Origin of the sequence: Methylibium sp. Pch-M (assembly GCF_004136295.1) — a bacterium.
Classification (GTDB): Bacteria; Pseudomonadota; Gammaproteobacteria; order Burkholderiales; family Burkholderiaceae_C; genus Methylibium; species Methylibium petroleiphilum.
The window spans coordinates 1,231,033-1,247,994 of sequence record NZ_CP029606.1; the positions used below are offsets into that span (position 1 = coordinate 1,231,033).

A 16,962-nucleotide genomic window follows, 5' to 3' on the forward strand; every position below is an offset into this window, starting at 1 on the left:
GCCTTCTCAGCGGGCGTCGTCGAGCTTGGCGCGCACGCTCACCACGGGGAGCGCGGCGCGGCGCGCCTCGACCCAGCCCTCGGCCCGGCGCGACACGTCGACCACCCAACCGAGCTGCGAAAAGCCCTGCGGTTGCGCCGCGCTCGGCGCGCCGGGCCAGGGCCGGGCGTGAAGCCAGTCGAACAGCGCGGCGAGCGGTACCCGCTCGCCCAGCGCGTCTTCCGCCAGGCTCTCCAGGTCGGGGTAGAGGCGCTCGCCGTCACCGGAGCGCAGGCGAACCTGCCGCGGCGACCAGTCGGCGCGGGCGAGCTGGATGCCGAGCGGCGTCGTCAACGACAGCTGGCCCGACTCGGACGAACCTTCCAGCTCGAACGCCGCATTGAAGTTCCGTGCCGCGTCGCCCTCGACACGCACCGACAGCCGTCCCGCCAGCCGCTCGCCCTGGGGTGCCGGCGGGCCGACGCCGGCGCACCCCGCCAGCCACACTGCCGCGGCACACGCGGCGGCGAGCAGCGCGCAGCCACGCCTCACAGGTCGACCTTGAGCCGCGCCAGGGTTTCCTTCAGCACGTCGTTCGTGGCGTCGCGGGCCCGGGCCTCGGCCCAGATCCGGCGGGCCTCGTCGCGCCGGCCGCTGACCCAGAGCACTTCTCCCAGGTGCGCGGCGATCTCGGTGTCGGGTCGCGCGCCGTGGGCCTGCCGCAGCCAGCGGATCGCCTCGTCATGGTTGCCGAGCCGGTACTCGACCCAGCCCAGGCTGTCGATCAGGAACGGATCGCCCGGCGACAGCTCCAGCGCCTTGGTGATCAGCTGGCGCGCTTCGGGCAGCCGCTGGTTGCGATCGGCCAGTGAGTAGCCCAGCGCGTTGTAGGCCTGCGCCTGCTGCGGCTTCAGCGCGATCACCCGGCGCAGCAATTGCTCCATCTCGGTCATGCGGTCGAGCTTCTCGGCCATCATCGCCTGCTCGTACAGCAGATCGGTGTCGTCGCGGTAGCGGTCGTTGGCCTCGGCCAGCACCCCCAGTGCCTCCGACCACTGTTTCTGGTCGCGCAACAGCTGCGCCTCCACCAGCAGCTTGGAACGCGCGTCCTCCGGCTGCCGTTCCGGCAGCGCACGGATCAGGCTGCGCGCCTCGGCCAGCTTGCCCTGCTGCGCCAGCAACGAGGCGCGCCGTGACTGCACCGTCAGTGCCTGGGAGCTGTCGACCTTGGTCAGCCAGCCCTCGGCGGCCTTGAAGTCGCGCCGCTGCTCGGCGGCCTGGGCCAGCAGCAGGTAGGCCTGGGTCAGACGCTGCGTGGGCGTGGCGGCGTCCTCGTCCTGCGGGACGTCGGCCGCTTCGTTCGCGGCCGCCTCGCTGCCGGCCTCGAGGCGTGCGAGGTACTCGCGCAAGGCCGCTTCGGCCTCGGCCGGCTGCTTCAGTTCCAGTCGCAAGGCGCCCAGCGTCAGCCAGGCGTCGACGAACTGCGGCGCGTCGCGCGTCACCGCCTCGAGCTGCGGCGCGGCGTCGGCATAGCGCTGCGCGACAGCCAGCGTACGGGCATAGACCAGCCGCACCGCGCTGCGCGTGGCGGCCGGAGCCGGCGGCTGGGCCTCGAGAAAGGCCGTGACCAGCGACTCGGCCCGCTGCTCGGTCGGCATCAGTTCGATGGCGAGCAGCGCCACGGCCTCCGACCGCGGACTCAGCGCTTGACCGCGGCGCGCGGCGTCGAGCGCGCGCGCCGCGTCGCCGGCAGCCAGCCGGCTGCGACCCAGCGCGACCCAGGCGGCCACCGCGGTGGCTTGCGGCTCGCCCGCCGAGCGCTGCTCTGCATAGGGCAGCAGCACCTGTTCGAGCACCGCCGTGGTCGCCTTGCGGTCGGTGGTGCGCGAGAAATAGCCGGGCAAGGACCCGATGGCCGCCGGCCGCTGGGCCGGCGGCACCAGCGCCAGCGTGGCCCGCAGCGGCTGCACGGTTTCGGCGGTGCGATTCAACGCGACCAGCAACTGCACCTCGAAGCGGTGGGCATCGATCGAGCCGGGCACGGCCTGGCGCCAGGCGCGTGCCGCATCGAGCGCCTGCTCACCGGCCTGTGCCTGCAAAGCGACCTCGGTGGCACGCCGGAACAGACGCTCGTCGCGGGTCTTGCGGGCCGCATCCAGCAGGACCTGGTAGCTGGTGCCGGCATCGCCCTGGCTGAGCTCCATCTCGCCGATCAGCAACTGGTAGAACAGTGGTGCGTCGAGGACCGAATTTTCCACCGGTGCCGCTGCGCCCGGCCCGGATGCCGGCACTTCTGCCGGTGCGGGCTGTGCCCACGCCGTCGCGGCAAGAACGCTGGAGGCCGCGAGGGCCAGGACAGCGAAGCGGAAAGGGGCCATGGACACTCCAAAGTCGAATTTCATTCTATGCATCCCCAGATAATGGCCCTATGCCCGAGTTGCCCGAAGTGGAAGTCACGCGCCTGAGCCTGGTCGATCGACTGCGCGGCGCCGAGATCGCCGGGGTGCGCATGGGCAAGCCGTTGCGCTGGCCGCTCGGCTGCGCGCCGTCGACGTTGGTCGGGCGGCGCCTGCTCGACGTCAACCGCCGCGGCAAGTACCTGTGGTTCGCACTGGGAGCGCGGCCGGGCATCGCGGCCGATGCCGGCGGGCTGCTGCTGCACCTCGGCATGTCGGGTTCGCTGAACCTGTCGATGCACGCCGCGCCGCCCGGCCCCTGGGACCACTTCGACCTGGCGACCAGCCACGGCCTGCTGCGGCTGACGGACCCGCGCCGCTTCGGCGCGGCCGTGTGGTCGCCCTCGCGCGACGAGGGAGCGGCCGGCAAGCTGCTGGCGGGACTGGGCGTGGAGCCGCTCGAGGCCGGCTTCACCGCCACGTTGCTGCACGCGCGCCTGCGGGGCCGCCGCGTCGCCATCAAGCAGGCGCTGCTGGCCGGAGACATCGTGGTCGGCGTGGGCAATATCTACGCTTCGGAGGCGCTGTTCCTGGCGGGCATCGACCCGCGCACGTCGGGCGATCGCATCAGCCTGGCGCGCTGCGGGCGCCTCGTCGAGGCCGTGCGCGCGGTGCTCTCCCGCGCCGTGGCGCTGGGCGGTTCGACGCTGCGCGACTTCCGGGATGCTCATGGCCTGGGCGGCGCATTCCAGAACGAGGCCCGGGTCTACGACCGCGAGGGCGAGCCCTGCACGACCTGCGGCGGCACGGTGCGCCGCATCGTCCAGGGCCAGCGCTCGACCTACTTCTGCCCTCGCTGCCAGCGCCGTTAGCGCAGTCGGCGCAGCGGCCCGCTGTCACAAATGCACACGTCTTGAGCGGCGCGGACGTGACGTGCTGACGACGGCGGCGCGCCGGTGCGAAGGGCCCTGCGCTACCATCATCCGCACAGAGAGCCCGCGTTGGAAAGTCACCCGTCCGCCTCGTTCGCCCACAGTGTCGATACCCTTGGTCACTGGCGCAGCGCGCTGGAATCCAGGGTGCGGGAGCTCGCCCGTTTCCTGCGCGAGCACGAGTTGCTCGACGAGCCCGCGACCGGCCTGCTCGAATCGTTGCGCCAGCGGCTCGCAGGTGAAAAGCTCATCGTCGCCTTCGTCGCCGAGTTCTCGCGCGGCAAGTCGGAGCTGATCAACGCCATCTTCTTCGCCGACACCGGCCGCCGCATCCTGCCGGCGACGCCGGGCCGCACCACGATGTGCCCGGTGGAGATCGGCTACGAGGCCGACGAGCCGCCCGGCCTCGCGCTGCTGCCGATCGACACGCGCCTGCAGAGCCCCTCGCTCGCCGACCTGCGCCGCCAGCCCCGAGCCTGGCAGCTGACGCCGCTGGACATGGAGGACACCGAAGGCCTGGCACAGGCGCTGACCCAGGTGACCCAGACCCGGTCGGTCAGCGTGACGATGGCGCGCGACCTCGGCTTCTGGAACGACGACGCGCCGGACGACAACCCGCCGCTCGACGAACAGGGATGCGTCGAGGTGCCGGCCTGGCGTCATGCGCTGATCAACCTGCCGCACCCTCTGCTCAAGCGCGGCCTGGTCGTGCTGGACACGCCGGGCCTCAACGCCATCGGCGCCGAGCCCGAACTCACCGTCGGCCTGCTGCCGGCGGCCCACGCCACCGTGTTCGTGCTGAGCGCCGACACCGGCGTCACCAAGTCCGACCTGGCCATCTGGCGCGACCACCTCGGCGTGCAGGGCGTGAGCCGCTACGTCGTGCTCAACAAGATCGACACACTGGTCGACCCGCTCAGCACGGCCGAGGAGACCGAGGCGCAGATCGAACGCCAGTGCAACGATGTGGCTCACACGCTCAACATGCCGCGCGAGCGCGTGTTCCCGCTGTCGGCCAAGCAGGCCCTGACGGCGCGCGTGGCCGGCGAGGAGGCCGATCTCATCGCCAGCCGCCTTCCCGCGCTCGAGGAGGCCCTGAGCGAGCGGCTGCTGCCCCAACGCCAGCAGATGCTGGCGCAGATCGGCGTCGAGGGCATCGCGATCGTCGAGCAGCAGGTCGGCCGGCGCCTGACCGACCGGCGCCGTCAGATCGCCGAGCAGTTGCTCGAGCTGCGCGGCCTGCGCGGCAAGAACGCCACCAAGGTCAAGCTGATGCTGACGCGTGTCGACGCCGAAGCGGCGGAGTTCGAACAGTGCATCTCGCGCCTGCAGGCGATGCGCGTCGTGCACACCCGGATGCTGAAGGACGCGCTGCTCGACCTGTCGAGCGACCGGCTGCGCGAGCACGTGGGCGAGATGCAGGAAGGCATCCGCAGCTCGCTGCTGCAGCTCGGCGCCAAGAAGGCCTTCATGACGCTGTGCGGCAAGCTGCGCGAGCGCATGAAGCGCGCCCAATCGCGCAGCGAAGAGATCCACTCGATGCTCGAGGCGTCGTTCGAGATGCTGAACACCGAATTCGGGTTCAGCCTGCTGGTCGCGCCGACGCCCGAGCTCGGCCGCTTCGTCGGCGACCTCGACCTGATCGAGCGCAACTACGTGCAGTACCTGGGGCTGACGCAGGCGCTGAAGCTCACGCAGGAGCGCTTTCTCGAGCAGTTCCGCCGCATGCTGGTGTCGCGGCTGCGCGTCGTCTTCGAGAGCGCCAGTGGCGAGCTCGAGCTGTGGAACAAGACCGCGTCCGCGCAGATCGACACCCAGTTGCGCGACCGTCGGCGGGGCTTCAAGCGCCGGCGCGAGGCACTCGAACGCATCCAGGCCGCCGCTGGCGAACTGGAGTCGCGCCTGAGCGAGCTCGAGAGCCAGGATGCGCGCCTGCAGCAGTTGCAGCAGCGCGTGACCGAGCTGGTCCAGGGCACCCGACTGCACGCCGATCCGCGCGGCGACCTGTCCGAGCGGGATACCGTCAGCACCAGCGAACTCCTCGACGACTCGATCGACCTGCTGCTCGACTTCGAGATCGATCCGGCCCGCGCTTGAGCGCCGCCGTGTTCCCACCGGCCCCGAGCGGCAGGACGCCGGCTTCCGCGTCCGGCGCTGGCGCAACCGCCACCAAGGCCAGCCTGGCCGAGCGCGTGGTGACGTGGCAGCGCACCCACGGTCGCCACGGACTGCCCTGGCAGCGCGAGCGCGATCCCTACCGCGTGTGGCTGTCGGAGATCATGCTGCAGCAGACCCAGGTCAGCACCGTGCTGGCCTACTACGCTCGTTTTATCGAACGCTTTCCGGATGTGGCCGCGCTGGCGCGCGCGGCGCTCGACGACGTGCTGGCCGCCTGGGCTGGCCTGGGCTACTACAGCCGCGCGCGCAACCTGCACCGCAGCGCCCAGGCGGTGATGGCCGAGCACGGCGGCCGCTTCCCGGCCAGCGCCGAGCAGCTCGCCACGCTGCCCGGCATCGGCCGATCGACCGCCGCCGCCATCGCCGCGTTCTGCTTTGGCGAGCGGGCCGCGATCCTCGACGGCAACGTCAAGCGCGTGTTGACGCGCGTCCTGGGCTTCAGCGCCGACCTCGCCGTCGCCCGCCACGAGCGCGTCCTGTGGGCGCGGGCCTGCGAGCTGCTGCCGCCGGCGTCGACCGACATGCCGACCTACACCCAGGGGTTGATGGACCTGGGTGCCACCGTCTGCCTGGCCCGCAAGCCGAACTGCCTGCTCTGCCCGCTGCAGGGCGACTGCGTGGCGCGACGCGAGGGCCGGCCCGAGGCCTACCCGGTGAAGACGCGCAAGCTCAAGCGCACCCGCCGCGAACACTGGTGGCTGTGGCTGGAGCACGCCGGCGCGGTGTGGCTGCAGCAACGCCCGGCGACCGGCGTGTGGGCCGGGCTGTGGAGCCTGCCGCTGCTCGACGACGAAGCTGCGCTCGGTGCGGTGGTGCGGCGCTGGCCGGTCCCGGTGGAGCCGCAGCCGCTGATCGAGCACGCACTGACCCACTTCGACTGGACGCTGCACCCGCGGCGCGCGGTGCTGGACAGCGTGGAGGGTGTCGAGGCCGCGCTGGGCCCCGGCCGCTGGATCGCGCTGGACGCGCTCGATACCGTGGGGCTGCCGGCGCCGCTGAAGAAGCTGCTCACGGCGCGCTAACGCGCCAGCGCCTTCAGCGCGAGCTTGATGCCCTCGCTGACGCCCACCTCGGCCGGCAGCGCCTTGACCGCCGCCTGCGCCTCGCGCTCGCTGTAGCCCAGCGCGATCAGCGCCTGCAGGATATCGGCCTGCGCGTCGCTGGCCGGCTTGCCGCCGATCGCGGGGCCCAGGTCGGCACCGAGCTTGCCCTTCAGCTCCAGCAGCAGCCGTTCGGCGGTCTTCTTGCCGATGCCCGGCACCTTGACGAGGCGGCTGGCGTCCTGCGCCGTCACCGCCTGCGCCAGATCACCCACCGTCAGACCGGACAGGATGGACAACGCGGTGCGCGGCCCGACACCCGAGATCTTGATCAGCATCCGGAAGGTCTCGCGCTCCGGCGCCGTGAGGAAGCCGAACAGGACCTGCGCGTCCTCTCGCACGACGAAATGCGTCAGCAGCGTGACCTTCTCGCCGATGGCGGGCAGGTTGAAGAAACTGCTCATCGGCACGTCGACCTCGTAGCCGACGCCGCCGACGTCGATCAGCACCTGCGGCGGGGATTTCTCGGCCAGTAGGCCGGTGAGGCGACCGAGCATCCTAGGCTGCCGCGGCGGTCGCGGCGCACGGGTGCGCCGTCTTCAACGCCGGAACAGGCCGAGCCGCTGGGCCTCCAGGGCCACCTCGGCGCGCGAGCTCACGTTGAGCTTGCGGTAGATCTGCTTCACGTAGTCGGCGATGGTGTGGCGCGACAGGTTCAGCTGCACGCCGATCTCCGGCAGCGTGAAGCCCTTGGCCACGCGCAGCAGGACTTCGTTCTCGCGCTCGGTCAGCGTCACGCCCGGCATCAGCGGCGTCTTCTCGCGGAACTGGCTGCGCTGCTGGGCCGCGAAATACTGGATCACGCGGCGTGCGATCGACGGCGACAGCGGCGGCTCGCCGGCGCTGATGCGTCGCAGCTGGTCGGCCAGCTGTTCTCGGGACTGCTCTTTCAGCAGGTAGCCGAAGGCTCCTGCCTGCAGCGCGGGGAACAGGTGGTCGTCGTCGTCGTGGATCGTGACGACCACCGACTGCGCCTCGGGCTGGGCCTCGCGCAGCGCCGCCACCACCTCCACGCCCGAGCCATCGGGCAGGCCCAGATCGACCAGCGCCAGATCGAAGCGCTGGGCACTGATGTGCTCGCGCGCGTCGTGCACGCGGGCGGCCTCGGTGATCTGCGCCTGTGGAAACACCTGCAACGCAAGTGCCTTCAGCCAGACACGGATCTCGGGCAGATCTTCCAGCAGCAGGATATGGGTCATGTCGCTCACCATTTCATGGTAACAGTCTGAGCGCTGACAGCAAGGCCCGCAAGCGACCGGACGCTGCTCACAGCGGAAGCGTGAGCCGGATCACGGTTCCATAGCCCGGGCCCGACTCGATCAGGCACTGGCCCTGCATCTGCTTGGCGCGCTGCTTCATGCTGGCCATGCCGTGGCCGCGGTCGAGGCGGCCGTCGAGTTCGAGCGGGATGCCGCGCCCGTTGTCTCGGATCACCAGCTGGAACTCGTCGCCGATGCGGCAGGTGACGGTCGCCCGCGAGGCGCCGCTGTGCTTGATGAGGTTGCTGGTGGCCTCGCGCAGCACGCGCGTCGTCTGCACGTAGGAGCGGGCCGCCAGCGTGCGCGGCGTGGTCGGCTCGGTGCTGTGCCACTCGATCTCGATGCCGGCGTCGCCCAGCCGCGACACCGTCTCGGCACGCCAGTCAGCCAGCGCGTCGGTCAACTGCACCGGCTTGCCGGCGATGCCACGCACCGACAGCCGCATCTCCTCGAGCGCCTCGCGCGCCAGCGTCGAGATACGCTCGTCGGTGCTGGTGTGGACGATGGTCAGCAGCTTGGCGCCCAGGTCGTCGTGCAGGTCGGCGGCGATGCGCTTGCGCTCCTTCTCCGCCACCTGCTCCACCCGCACCTCGGCCAGGTGCGAGAAATTGCGCTCGATCTCGGCCGAGATCTCGTAGACGCGCTGCTCGAGCTGCTGGCGCGCCGTCTCGGCGGCGGTCAGCGCGTTCGCGAAGGTCTGCACCAGCCGGAATGCCAGCACGCAGAACAGCAGCGGGATCGCGAAGTGGATGACGTGGACATTGGGCAACTTGAGGAAGCTGTCCTGCACACCGACCTCGATGCCGATCACCACCACCACCAGTGCGAGGATCGAGCCCAGCAGCCAGAACTCGCCGCGCCGCGTACGCCACACGTGCGCGAGGCAGAAGCCGATCGCCGCGAACACCTCCAGCGCCAGCACGGAATAGCACAGCACCGCACCGGAGAACAGCCGCTCCGGCCCGGCCAGCAACAGGCCGGCCGGCATCACCAGGCACTGGGTCCACAGGGCAATGTCGACGGCACGCCACTTCATGCCGCAGTAGCGCAGCAGGAACAGCACCGCACACACCGACAGCGGAACGAAGGCGACACAGCTCAGCAGCTCCAGCGTGCCATTCGGCAGCGGGATGTCGCGCCACCAGATGCGAGCGCTCAGCAGCGCCCAGCCCAGCGACACCACGCCGAAGTACTTCAGGTGCGAGACGCGCCGCACCCAGCCCAGCGCCAGCATCACCACGCCGATCATCACGAGCGTCGCCGCCACGATCTGCGCGAAGCTCACGTTCCAGAAGCGCTGGCGCTCATGCAGCTCGCGCAGCTGCGGATAGGGGCCGATCAGCACCTCCGACAAGCCGCCGGCACGCTGACGCCCGGCCACGCGCGGCAGCGGGTAGCCCACCACCTGCAGCGCCAGTTCGTTGCCGGCGGCGTGCAGCAGACCCGCGGGCAGGCTGACCAGCTGCGACTGGTAGCAGTTGCGCGTGACCGGCTCGCGCAGGCTGCCACCGCGATAGAGCAACTGGCCGTTGAGGTAGACCTCGAGGTTCGAGCACACCCGCGGGATGTAGGCGGCGAGCAAGGCGCCCGCAGCCTGCTGCGGCGCATCGAAGCGCAGCCGGTACCACTTGACCTGTTCGCCCGCCGGGCCCGGCGCCGACCAGTCGTCCGGCAGTGCCACGGTCTCGAAGCCGCCGCCGACCGGCGGCGCGAGCGTCAGCGACGGCACGCTGGCGACCTGGGCGCTGCGCAGCGTCAGCAGGTCCGTCGTCTGGGCGGCCGCCGGGGCGGCGAACGGCAGGCCGCCGCACAGGCCCAGCCACAGCAGCAGAAACAGGCGCCCGGGCGCGGAGAGGTGGCGAAGCATGGGCGGCGATTGTGCAGGATGGTGCGCGGGGCGTGCCTGTCGCCGGCGCCCGGCCGCGCCACAATCGGGCTCCCCACGCGACCGCCCTGCCCGTGATCCTGCGCCACGCCTTCATCCCGCTCGACAACATCCGCCTCGCGCACCTGTGCGGCACGCTCGACGAGCACCTGCGTGCCATCGAGGCGGCCTTCAACGTCGGCATCACGCGCCGCAACGAGTCCTTCCGCATCGAAGGGGCCAAGGCGCAGGCCGAGCGCGCCACGGCGCTACTGCAGTCGCTCTACGACCGCGCCAAGAAACCGATCGCCCCCGAGAGCTTCCAGCTCGCGCTGGTCGAGGCCGCCCAGGGCGGCGGCAGCAGCGTCCGCGACGCGATCCCCGGCGACGGCGCCATCACGCTGCGCACCCGCCATGCCGACCTGGCCGGCCGCACCGGCAACCAGACCCAGTACCTGCGCCACATCCTCGACCACGACATCGCCTTCGGCATCGGCCCGGCCGGCACCGGCAAGACCTTCCTCGCCGTGGCCTGCGCGATCGATGCGCTCGAGCGCAGCGCAGTGCAGCGCATCGTGCTCACCCGGCCGGCCGTCGAGGCCGGCGAACGCCTGGGCTTCCTGCCCGGCGACCTGGCACAGAAGGTCGACCCCTACCTGCGCCCGCTGTACGACGCGCTCTACGACCTGATGGGCTTCGAGCGCGTCACCAAGGCCTTCGAGAAGGGCACGATCGAGATCGCGCCGCTGGCCTTCATGCGCGGGCGCACGCTGAACCACGCCTTCGTGATCCTCGACGAGGCGCAGAACACCACCACCGAGCAGATGAAGATGTTCCTCACCCGCATCGGCTTCGGCAGCAAGGCCGTCGTCACCGGCGACGTGAGCCAGATCGACCTGCCCAAGGGCGTGGAGAGCGGCCTGATCGAGGCCGAGCGCGTGCTGCGGCGCGTCAAGGGCATCGCGATGACGCGCTTCACGGCCGCCGACGTGGTGCGCCACCCGCTGGTGGCGCGCATCGTCGAGGCCTACGAGGCGGCAGCAAGGCCCGAGCACTAGCATGGTCCGCCCCGCCCGCCCCGTGCTGAACCTGTCGCTGCAGTTCGCCGATGCGAGCCATCGCGACCAGCTGCCGCGCCACAAGGTACTGCGCTGGATCCGCGCCGCACTGGACGTGCCGGCCGAGATCACGGTGCGCATCGTCGGGGCCGACGAAGGCCGCACGCTGAACCGCGACTACCGGCAGAAGGACTACGCCACCAACGTGCTGACCTTCGACTACGAGGCCGAGCCGGTGGTGGTGGCCGACCTGATCCTGTGCGCCCCGGTGGTCGAGCGCGAGGCCCGAGACGAGGGCCGCTCGCTGGAAGCCCACTACGCCCACCTGCTGGTGCACGGCACCCTGCACGCGCAGGGCCACGACCACGAGATCGAGGCCGAGGCGCAGGCGATGGAAGCGCGCGAGACCGAGGTGCTGCGCGCACTCGGCTACGCCGATCCCTACGCCTGAGCGCACTCCCGCCGGCCATGGCCCTCGTCGTCCTCAGCTGCGTGCTGCTGATCGTCGCCACGACGCTCACGCACTACGAGGTGCTGAACCTGCTGACCCGCCTGCTGGACCGGCTGCACTGGCCGGGCCGGGCCAAGCTGATCGTCGCCGTGCTCGGCTGCTTCATCGGCCACGGCGCGGAGATCCTGCTCTACGGCGCCGGCTACTGGCTGCTGATCATCAGCGCCGGCCACGGGTCGCTGGGCGGCACCGCCACGCCCGACCTCGGCAGCGCGCTCTACTTCTCGGCCGAGACCTACACCTCGCTGGGCTTCGGCGACGTGGTGCCGGCCGGCCCGGTGCGGCTGCTGGCCGGCGTCGAGGCGCTCAACGGCCTGCTGCTGATCGGCTGGTCCGCGTCCTTCCTGTACCTGGAGATGGAGCGCTTCTGGCGGCGGCGCGATCGCTGACTGAGAGCGCGCGCGGCATCGCCAGGCTCACTGCTTCAGGATCGCCAGCCCCTTCAGGTACTCGCCCTCGGGGAAGTTCACCGTCGTCGGGTGGTCCGGCGCCGCCTCCAGCCGTTCGAGCAGGTAGCCATCGACCCCGGCGTCGAGCCCGGCACCGGCGACGATCTTGTGGAACAGGGCGGCATCGACACCGCCCGAGCACGAGAACGTGAACAGCAGGCCGCCGGGCACCAGCAGCTTCAGCGCGAGGCGGTTGATGTCCTTGTACGCGCGCGCCGCGCGCTCGGCGTGCGCCGCTGTCGGCGCGAACTTCGGCGGGTCGAGCACGATGGCATCGAAGCTCGCGCCGAGCTCGAGATGGCGCCGCAGCGTGCCGTTCACGTCGGCGTCCAGCGCCTCGTGCCGCGCGGCATCGAAGCCGTTCAGCCGCACGTGCTCGCTCGCCCGCGCCAGCGCCGGGCCCGATGAATCGACGCTGCTCACCTGCTGCGCGCCGCCGGCCAGCGCGGCGACCGAGAAGCCCCCGGTGTAGCTGTAGCAGTTCAGCACGCGCCGGCAGCCGAACTGCCGCACCAGCTGCATGAAGCGCAGCCGGTTGTCGCGCTGGTCGAGGTAGTAGCCGGTCTTGTGGCCCTCCGCCACATCGACCTTCAGTTGCCAGCCGTGCTCGCGGATCGTGAGTTCGGTCGCGCCCCCGTCGGCAGCGGGCCGGCGCAACCAGCCGGTCGCGCTCGGCAGGCCCTCGAGCTCGCGCACGTGGGCGTCGGAACGCTCGTACAGCCGCACGCAGCCGGTCGCTGCCAGCAGGGCCTCGGCGATGGCCGGCTTCCAGCGCTCGACGCCGGCGCTGAGGAACTGCGCGCTCAGCGTGTCGCCGTAGCGGTCGACGATCAGCCCCGGCAGGCCGTCGGCCTCGCCATGCACCAGGCGCTGCGCGTCGCTGTCGATCGCCAACCGCGCACGCAGCGCGACCGCGCGCTCGACGCGCCGCGCGAACAGGCTTGCATCGACGCGCTCGGCCACATCGAAACTCCAGGCTCGCACGCGGATCTGCGACGCCGGGCTGTAGGCACCCCAGGCCAGGAAGCTGCCGTCGTGGGCGTCGATCCGCACGGTCTCGCCCGGATCGGCTTTCCCGGAGGCGATGCTGCCCTCGAACACCCAGGGATGGCGGCGCAGCAGCGAGCGCTCCTTGCCGGCGCGCAGACGGATCGATTTCATGACCGGATTGTCGCGTGGGGCGGCGCGCGCCGGCGCCGCCGGCGACGCATCACGGCTTCTTGCGCGCCCGCGGGTGGGCCGCGTCGTAGGCCTTGGCCAGGTGCTGGAAGTCGAGCTTGGTGTAGACCTGCGTGGTCGTGATGTTGGCGTGCCCCAGCAGCTCCTGCACCGCGCGCAGGTCGCCGCTGGACTGCAGCAGGTGCGAGGCGTAGCTGTGCCGCAGCATGTGCGGGTGCACATGGGTCGGCAGGCCGGCCTGGAGGGCCCGCTCCTTCAGCCGCGTGCGCACCTGCGAGGCGGTCAGCCGCCGGCCGTGGCGGCTGACGAACAGCGCCGGCTCGTCGACCTGTGCCACGCTGCCGCGCTGCACCAGCCAGTCGTCCAACGCGGCGAGCGCCGCCCGGCCCACCGGCACGCTGCGCCGCTTGCTGCCCTTGCCGAGCACATGTGCCTCAGCATCGGCACGGTCGATCCAGCCCAGCGCGCCGCCGCCGGGCGTCACGTCCAGGCCCACCAGTTCGGCCACCCGCAGGCCGCAGCCGTAGAGCAGCTCGACCAGGCAGCGGTCGCGCGCCTCGAGCCGGGCATCGCCGTCGACCTGCCGGTGATCGGCCAGAGCGACGGCATGGTCGACCGACAGCGCCTTCGGCAACGGCTTGGCCGCGCGCGGCGCGCGCAGCCCTTCGACCGGGTTCAGCGCCACCCGGCCTTCGTGCCCGAGCCAGCGGTACAGCCCGCGCCAGGCCGACAGCGCGATCGCGATGCTGCGCGGCGCCAGCCCGCCGGCATGCAGCCGCGCCATCCAGTGGCGCACGTGGTGCGGCTGCGCGGCACGCAGGGCCACGCCGTCGCGCTGCGCCGCTTCGCCGAGCCGCCGAAAGGCCTCTTCGTAATTGAGCAGGGTCTTGGCCGACAGCCGGCGCTCGACCCTCAGATGCTGCAGGTGCTCGACGACATCGGCATCGAGCGGCAGCGGCGTGGCGGGCGTGCCATCCGGAGGCTCACGGCGGGCGGCGACGGCGCTCCGGCGTCGGGCGGCCGCGGGCGCCGACGGCACGACGGGCCTCGTCAGTGCACCGGCAGCAGCCGGTGCAGGCCGGCGCTGGCCAGTTCGCCGATGCGCACCAGGAACTCGGTGCCCATGTCGGCGGTGTAGCGCGTCGGGTCGGGCGAGCCCAGCACCAGCATGCCGAAGGCCGGCGCGGCCGGGTCGTGGCGCAGCGGCAGCATCGCGAGCGAGACCACCGCGCCCGACTCGTCGAACCAGCCCGCGGCCTCGAATCCCGAGTTCACGCCGCAGTAGGGCTGCGTCAGGCTGGTCGCGAAGCTCTTCACCTCGTCGCTCACCGGGCGCGCAAAGGCCAGCGAGTCGAAGGCATCGGCCGCGCCCCACACGCGGATGCCGGCCTGCGGGATCAGGAACTCGTGCTTCAGCTGCTCCACCAGCACGGTCGGCAGGTCGCTGGCGTTGTTGGTCAGCATGATGGAGCGCGTCCAGCGGTGCAGCTTGTCGGCGATCGCCACGTTCTCCTGGCCGTGGCGGATCATCTCCACCAGCCGCATCTCGAGGCCGCGGATCTTCTCGCGCAGCATCTCCATCTGGCGCTCCTGCAGCGAGACCGCGCGGTTGCCGTGCGGACTGGTGAGCTGCACGCTGGCCAGCGTGTCGGCGTGGCGCTCGAAGAAGCCCGGCGTCTGCTGCAGGAAACTCGCGATGTCGTCCTCGGTAATGCCTTGCGTGCTCATCTGGGTCAGTCTCCCTGTTCCGGTAAATCGATCTCGCCGACGTACACGCTCTCGGCGGGGCCGGTCATCCACACCGGCGCGTCGCTGCGGCCGGCCCATTCGATCGTCAGTTCGCCGCCGCGCGTGTCCACGTCGACCGGCGTGCCGGCGCGCAGCCAGCCGAGGCGGATGCCCGCCACCACCGCGGCGCAGGCACCGGTGCCGCAGGCCAGCGTCTCGCCGGCGCCGCGCTCGTACACGCGCAGCCTCACATGGGTATCGCTCAGCACCTGCAGGAAGCCGGCGTTCACGCGCTGCGGGAAACGCGTGTGGCGCTCGACAAGCGGGCCCAGCTCGGCCACCGGCGCCTCGTCGACGCCCCCGCTGCCGAACTGCGCCACGTTCATCACCGCGTGCGGGTTGCCCATCGACACCACCGCCGCCTCCACCGTGCGGCCCGCCGCGTCCAGCGGCCACAGCGCGAAGCCGTTCTGCTCGCGCGGCTGCAGGCCGGCGGCATCGAACGGTACGCGGGCCGGCTCGAACACCGGGGCGCCCATGTCCACCGTGACGCGGCCGTCCACCAGCCAGCGCGGCTCGATCACGCCACCGGCGGTGCGCACGCGGATCGCGCTCTTCTTCGTGAGGCCGGCCTCGCGCACGTAGCGCACGAAGCAGCGCGCCCCGTTGCCGCACTGCTCGACCTCGCTGCCGTCGGCATTGACGATGCGGTAGGTGAAGTCGATGCCGGGCTCGTCGCTCGCGCCGACGATCAGGACCTGGTCCGCGCCGACACCGAAGCGCCGGTCGGCCAGATAGCGGTACTGCGCCGGACTCAGCGTCAGCGGCTCTCGGGTGGCGTCGAGCACGACGAAGTCGTTGCCCGCGCCCTGCATCTTGGTGAACCGCAGCTTCATGATGACGGGATTATCGACCCCTCCCGTGCCGCCAGCCGACAATGAGGCGTCCTCGACCCCGGCTCCGCGCTGCCCCTCCGTGCCCACGTCCCCGATCCCTCCCGCCACTGCGACCCGGCCGCCCGCGGCGGAACCGCGCACGCAGTTCTTCGACGAGGCGCGCGCCGCCCTCGCCGACCACCGCCTCGTGAAGATGGTGCTGGCCGGCCCGCGCGGGCCCCGGCCCGACCTGCAGCGCGTGCTGGTGCGCCCGCTCACGCTGAAGGGCCGCGCCTGCCTGTCGCTGACCTACAACCACCGCACGAAGGACGTGACGAAGAACCTGCCGATCGACGAGGGCCTGACCACGGTGGCCGAGCTGATCGACAGCGCCTTCGACAACCTGCACCTGCTGACCGCCGACGGCGAACTGCAGCTCGCCATCAGCCGCAAGGGCAAGGCCACGCTGCGGCGCAGCCGCAAGCCCGCCGCGCCGGCCGACGCCGCCGCCGAGAACCCGGAACCGCCCACCGCATTGACGAACGACGGGCCCGACGCGCCGACGGCCGCACTGCCTTCGCACGACCGCGAGAAGCACCGCTTCATCGACCCGCAGCAGCCCTTCCTCGTCGCCCTGGGCGTCACCGACGCGCAGCACCGCGTGGTGCCGGCGATGGCGCGCAAGTGGAAGCAGATCAACAAGTTCATCGAGGTGCTGGCCCACGCGCTGGCGTCGGCCCCGTCGCTCGCGCAGGCTCGGGATGAGCAGCCGCTGCAGGTGCTGGACTTCGGGGCCGGCAAGGGCTACCTCACCTTCGCGGTGCACGACCACCTGCGCCGCACGCTGCACCGCCCGGTCCAGGTGACCGGCGTCGACCTGAAGGACGACATGGTCGCGCTCGGCAACGCCACCGCCCAGCAGCTCGGCCTGGACGGCCTGGCCTTCGAGCTGGGCGACGTGCGCAGCTACGCGGCCCGGCCGGTCGACATCATGATCGCGCTGCACGCCTGCGACATCGCCACCGATCACGCCATGCACATGGGCATCCGCTCGGGCGCGCGCATCATCATGTGCTCGCCCTGCTGCCACAAGCAGCTGCGCCCGCAGCTGCGCAGCCCCACGCTGCTGCTGCCGCTGCTGCGCCACGGCATCCACCTCGGCCAGGAGGCCGAGATGCTGACCGACGGCCTGCGCGCGCTGCTGCTGGAGGCCGAGGGCTACGACACCCAGGTGTTCGAGTTCACCTCGCTCGAGCACACCCAGAAGAACAAGATGATCCTGGCGGTGAAGCGCGAGCATCCGAAGGCCGCCGAGCCGCTGCGCGAGCAGGTGCGCGCGCTGAAGGCCTACTACGGGGTCCAGGAGCAATGCCTGGAGACGCTGCTGGCGGCCGACCGCGCCGAGGCCGCGCCGCAACCCGGCACCGCTGGCTGAACGGCCCGCGGCGGCGGCA

16 protein-coding genes are annotated in these 16,962 nt (G+C 71.5%); 7 read left to right on the forward strand and 9 right to left on the reverse strand.

Annotated features, from left to right (window positions below):
- Nucleotides 1-6: 6 nt before the first annotated feature.
- Together C1M51_RS05825 and C1M51_RS05830 are read right to left on the reverse strand one after the other, a co-directional pair.
- Nucleotides 7-531 (reverse strand): outer membrane lipoprotein LolB, encoded by a 525-nt coding sequence (locus C1M51_RS05825; protein ID WP_129448632.1) that lies wholly within the window; start codon nucleotides 529-531, stop codon nucleotides 7-9.
- Nucleotides 528-2,237, reverse strand: coding sequence for a tetratricopeptide repeat protein (locus tag C1M51_RS05830; RefSeq protein WP_310733951.1), 1,710 nt, complete (start codon nucleotides 2,235-2,237; stop codon nucleotides 528-530). The genes C1M51_RS05825 and C1M51_RS05830 overlap by 4 nt, the downstream gene beginning before the upstream one ends.
- A 170-nt stretch (nucleotides 2,238-2,407) precedes the next feature.
- On the opposite strand from C1M51_RS05830, the gene mutM reads away from it, so the two are divergent.
- The 3 genes from mutM (at nucleotide 2,408) to mutY (ending at nucleotide 6,507) form a co-directional block, all read left to right on the forward strand.
- Complete coding sequence (mutM, locus tag C1M51_RS05835) at nucleotides 2,408-3,247, forward strand: bifunctional DNA-formamidopyrimidine glycosylase/DNA-(apurinic or apyrimidinic site) lyase (RefSeq protein WP_129448634.1); 840 nt, start codon at nucleotides 2,408-2,410, stop codon at nucleotides 3,245-3,247.
- A 129-nt stretch (nucleotides 3,248-3,376) separates the two neighbouring features.
- Nucleotides 3,377-5,404: a dynamin family protein gene (locus tag C1M51_RS05840; protein WP_129448635.1), complete on the forward strand. Its 2,028-nt coding sequence runs from the start codon at nucleotides 3,377-3,379 to the stop codon at nucleotides 5,402-5,404.
- 8 nt (nucleotides 5,405-5,412) lie between these two features.
- Nucleotides 5,413-6,507 carry an A/G-specific adenine glycosylase gene (gene mutY / locus C1M51_RS05845; protein WP_409072621.1) on the forward strand — a complete coding sequence of 365 codons (1,095 nt, stop codon included), beginning with the start codon at nucleotides 5,413-5,415 and terminating at the stop codon, nucleotides 6,505-6,507.
- Here the strand turns inward: mutY and ruvA are convergent.
- The 3 genes from ruvA to C1M51_RS05860 form a co-directional block, all read right to left on the reverse strand.
- Complete coding sequence (ruvA, locus tag C1M51_RS05850) at nucleotides 6,504-7,082, reverse strand: Holliday junction branch migration protein RuvA (protein WP_129448637.1); 579 nt, start codon at nucleotides 7,080-7,082, stop codon at nucleotides 6,504-6,506. The genes mutY and ruvA overlap by 4 nt on opposite strands.
- Nucleotides 7,083-7,124: 42 nt before the next feature.
- Nucleotides 7,125-7,784: a response regulator transcription factor gene (locus tag C1M51_RS05855; RefSeq protein WP_011830813.1), complete on the reverse strand. Its 660-nt coding sequence runs from the start codon at nucleotides 7,782-7,784 to the stop codon at nucleotides 7,125-7,127.
- 67 nt (nucleotides 7,785-7,851) lie between these two features.
- A complete protein-coding gene (locus C1M51_RS05860; RefSeq protein WP_129448638.1) occupies nucleotides 7,852-9,711 on the reverse strand; it encodes a sensor histidine kinase in 1,860 nt (619 codons plus the stop codon).
- Between the two features lie 92 nt (nucleotides 9,712-9,803).
- Between C1M51_RS05860 and C1M51_RS05865 the strand changes: the two genes are divergently transcribed.
- Genes C1M51_RS05865 through C1M51_RS05875 form a run of 3 tightly spaced genes read left to right on the forward strand, consistent with a single transcriptional unit; the run spans nucleotide 9,804 to nucleotide 11,666 of the window.
- Nucleotides 9,804-10,766 carry a PhoH family protein gene (locus tag C1M51_RS05865; protein WP_129448639.1) on the forward strand — a complete coding sequence of 321 codons (963 nt, stop codon included), beginning with the start codon at nucleotides 9,804-9,806 and terminating at the stop codon, nucleotides 10,764-10,766.
- A 1-nt stretch (nucleotide 10,767) separates the two neighbouring features.
- Complete coding sequence (gene ybeY, locus C1M51_RS05870) at nucleotides 10,768-11,217, forward strand: rRNA maturation RNase YbeY (RefSeq protein WP_129448640.1); 450 nt, start codon at nucleotides 10,768-10,770, stop codon at nucleotides 11,215-11,217.
- A gap of 17 nt (nucleotides 11,218-11,234) precedes the next feature.
- Nucleotides 11,235-11,666 (forward strand): potassium channel family protein, encoded by a 432-nt coding sequence (locus C1M51_RS05875; protein WP_129448641.1) that lies wholly within the window; start codon nucleotides 11,235-11,237, stop codon nucleotides 11,664-11,666.
- 27 nt (nucleotides 11,667-11,693) lie between these two features.
- Here C1M51_RS05875 and C1M51_RS05880 read toward each other — a convergent pair whose 3' ends face one another.
- Genes C1M51_RS05880 through dapF form a run of 4 tightly spaced genes read right to left on the reverse strand, consistent with a single transcriptional unit; the run spans nucleotide 11,694 to nucleotide 15,529 of the window.
- Entirely contained in the window at nucleotides 11,694-12,887 is a 1,194-nt protein-coding gene (locus tag C1M51_RS05880) for a class I SAM-dependent rRNA methyltransferase (protein WP_129448642.1), read from the reverse strand.
- 49 nt (nucleotides 12,888-12,936) lie between these two features.
- Entirely contained in the window at nucleotides 12,937-13,944 is a 1,008-nt protein-coding gene (locus C1M51_RS05885; RefSeq protein ID WP_242499986.1) for a tyrosine recombinase XerC, read from the reverse strand.
- A gap of 11 nt (nucleotides 13,945-13,955) precedes the next feature.
- Nucleotides 13,956-14,633, reverse strand: coding sequence for a DUF484 family protein (locus tag C1M51_RS05890; RefSeq protein WP_129448643.1), 678 nt, complete (start codon nucleotides 14,631-14,633; stop codon nucleotides 13,956-13,958).
- Between the two features lie 5 nt (nucleotides 14,634-14,638).
- On the reverse strand, nucleotides 14,639-15,529 hold the full coding sequence (dapF, locus tag C1M51_RS05895; protein ID WP_129448644.1) for a diaminopimelate epimerase: 891 nt from the start codon (nucleotides 15,527-15,529) through the stop codon (nucleotides 14,639-14,641).
- A 79-nt stretch (nucleotides 15,530-15,608) separates the two neighbouring features.
- On the opposite strand from dapF, the gene C1M51_RS05900 reads away from it, so the two are divergent.
- The gene (locus C1M51_RS05900; protein ID WP_129448645.1) at nucleotides 15,609-16,943 is read left to right on the forward strand and encodes an SAM-dependent methyltransferase; all 1,335 of its coding nucleotides are present in this window, start codon (nucleotides 15,609-15,611) and stop codon (nucleotides 16,941-16,943) included.
- Nucleotides 16,944-16,962 lie beyond the last annotated feature (19 nt).

Coding starts and splice junctions, on each gene's coding strand:
- C1M51_RS05890 (WP_129448643.1), bottom strand. CDS start 14,633: ATGAGCACGCAAGGCATTACCGAGGACGACATCGCGAGTTTCCTGCAG.
- C1M51_RS05855 (WP_011830813.1), bottom strand. CDS start 7,784: ATGACCCATATCCTGCTGCTGGAAGATCTGCCCGAGATCCGTGTCTGG.
- C1M51_RS05875 (WP_129448641.1), top strand. CDS start 11,235: ATGGCCCTCGTCGTCCTCAGCTGCGTGCTGCTGATCGTCGCCACGACG.
- ybeY (WP_129448640.1), top strand. CDS start 10,768: ATGGTCCGCCCCGCCCGCCCCGTGCTGAACCTGTCGCTGCAGTTCGCC.
- C1M51_RS05860 (WP_129448638.1), bottom strand. CDS start 9,711: ATGCTTCGCCACCTCTCCGCGCCCGGGCGCCTGTTTCTGCTGCTGTGG.
- mutM (WP_129448634.1), top strand. CDS start 2,408: ATGCCCGAGTTGCCCGAAGTGGAAGTCACGCGCCTGAGCCTGGTCGAT.
- dapF (WP_129448644.1), bottom strand. CDS start 15,529: ATGAAGCTGCGGTTCACCAAGATGCAGGGCGCGGGCAACGACTTCGTC.
- ruvA (WP_129448637.1), bottom strand. CDS start 7,082: ATGCTCGGTCGCCTCACCGGCCTACTGGCCGAGAAATCCCCGCCGCAG.
- C1M51_RS05880 (WP_129448642.1), bottom strand. CDS start 12,887: ATGAAATCGATCCGTCTGCGCGCCGGCAAGGAGCGCTCGCTGCTGCGC.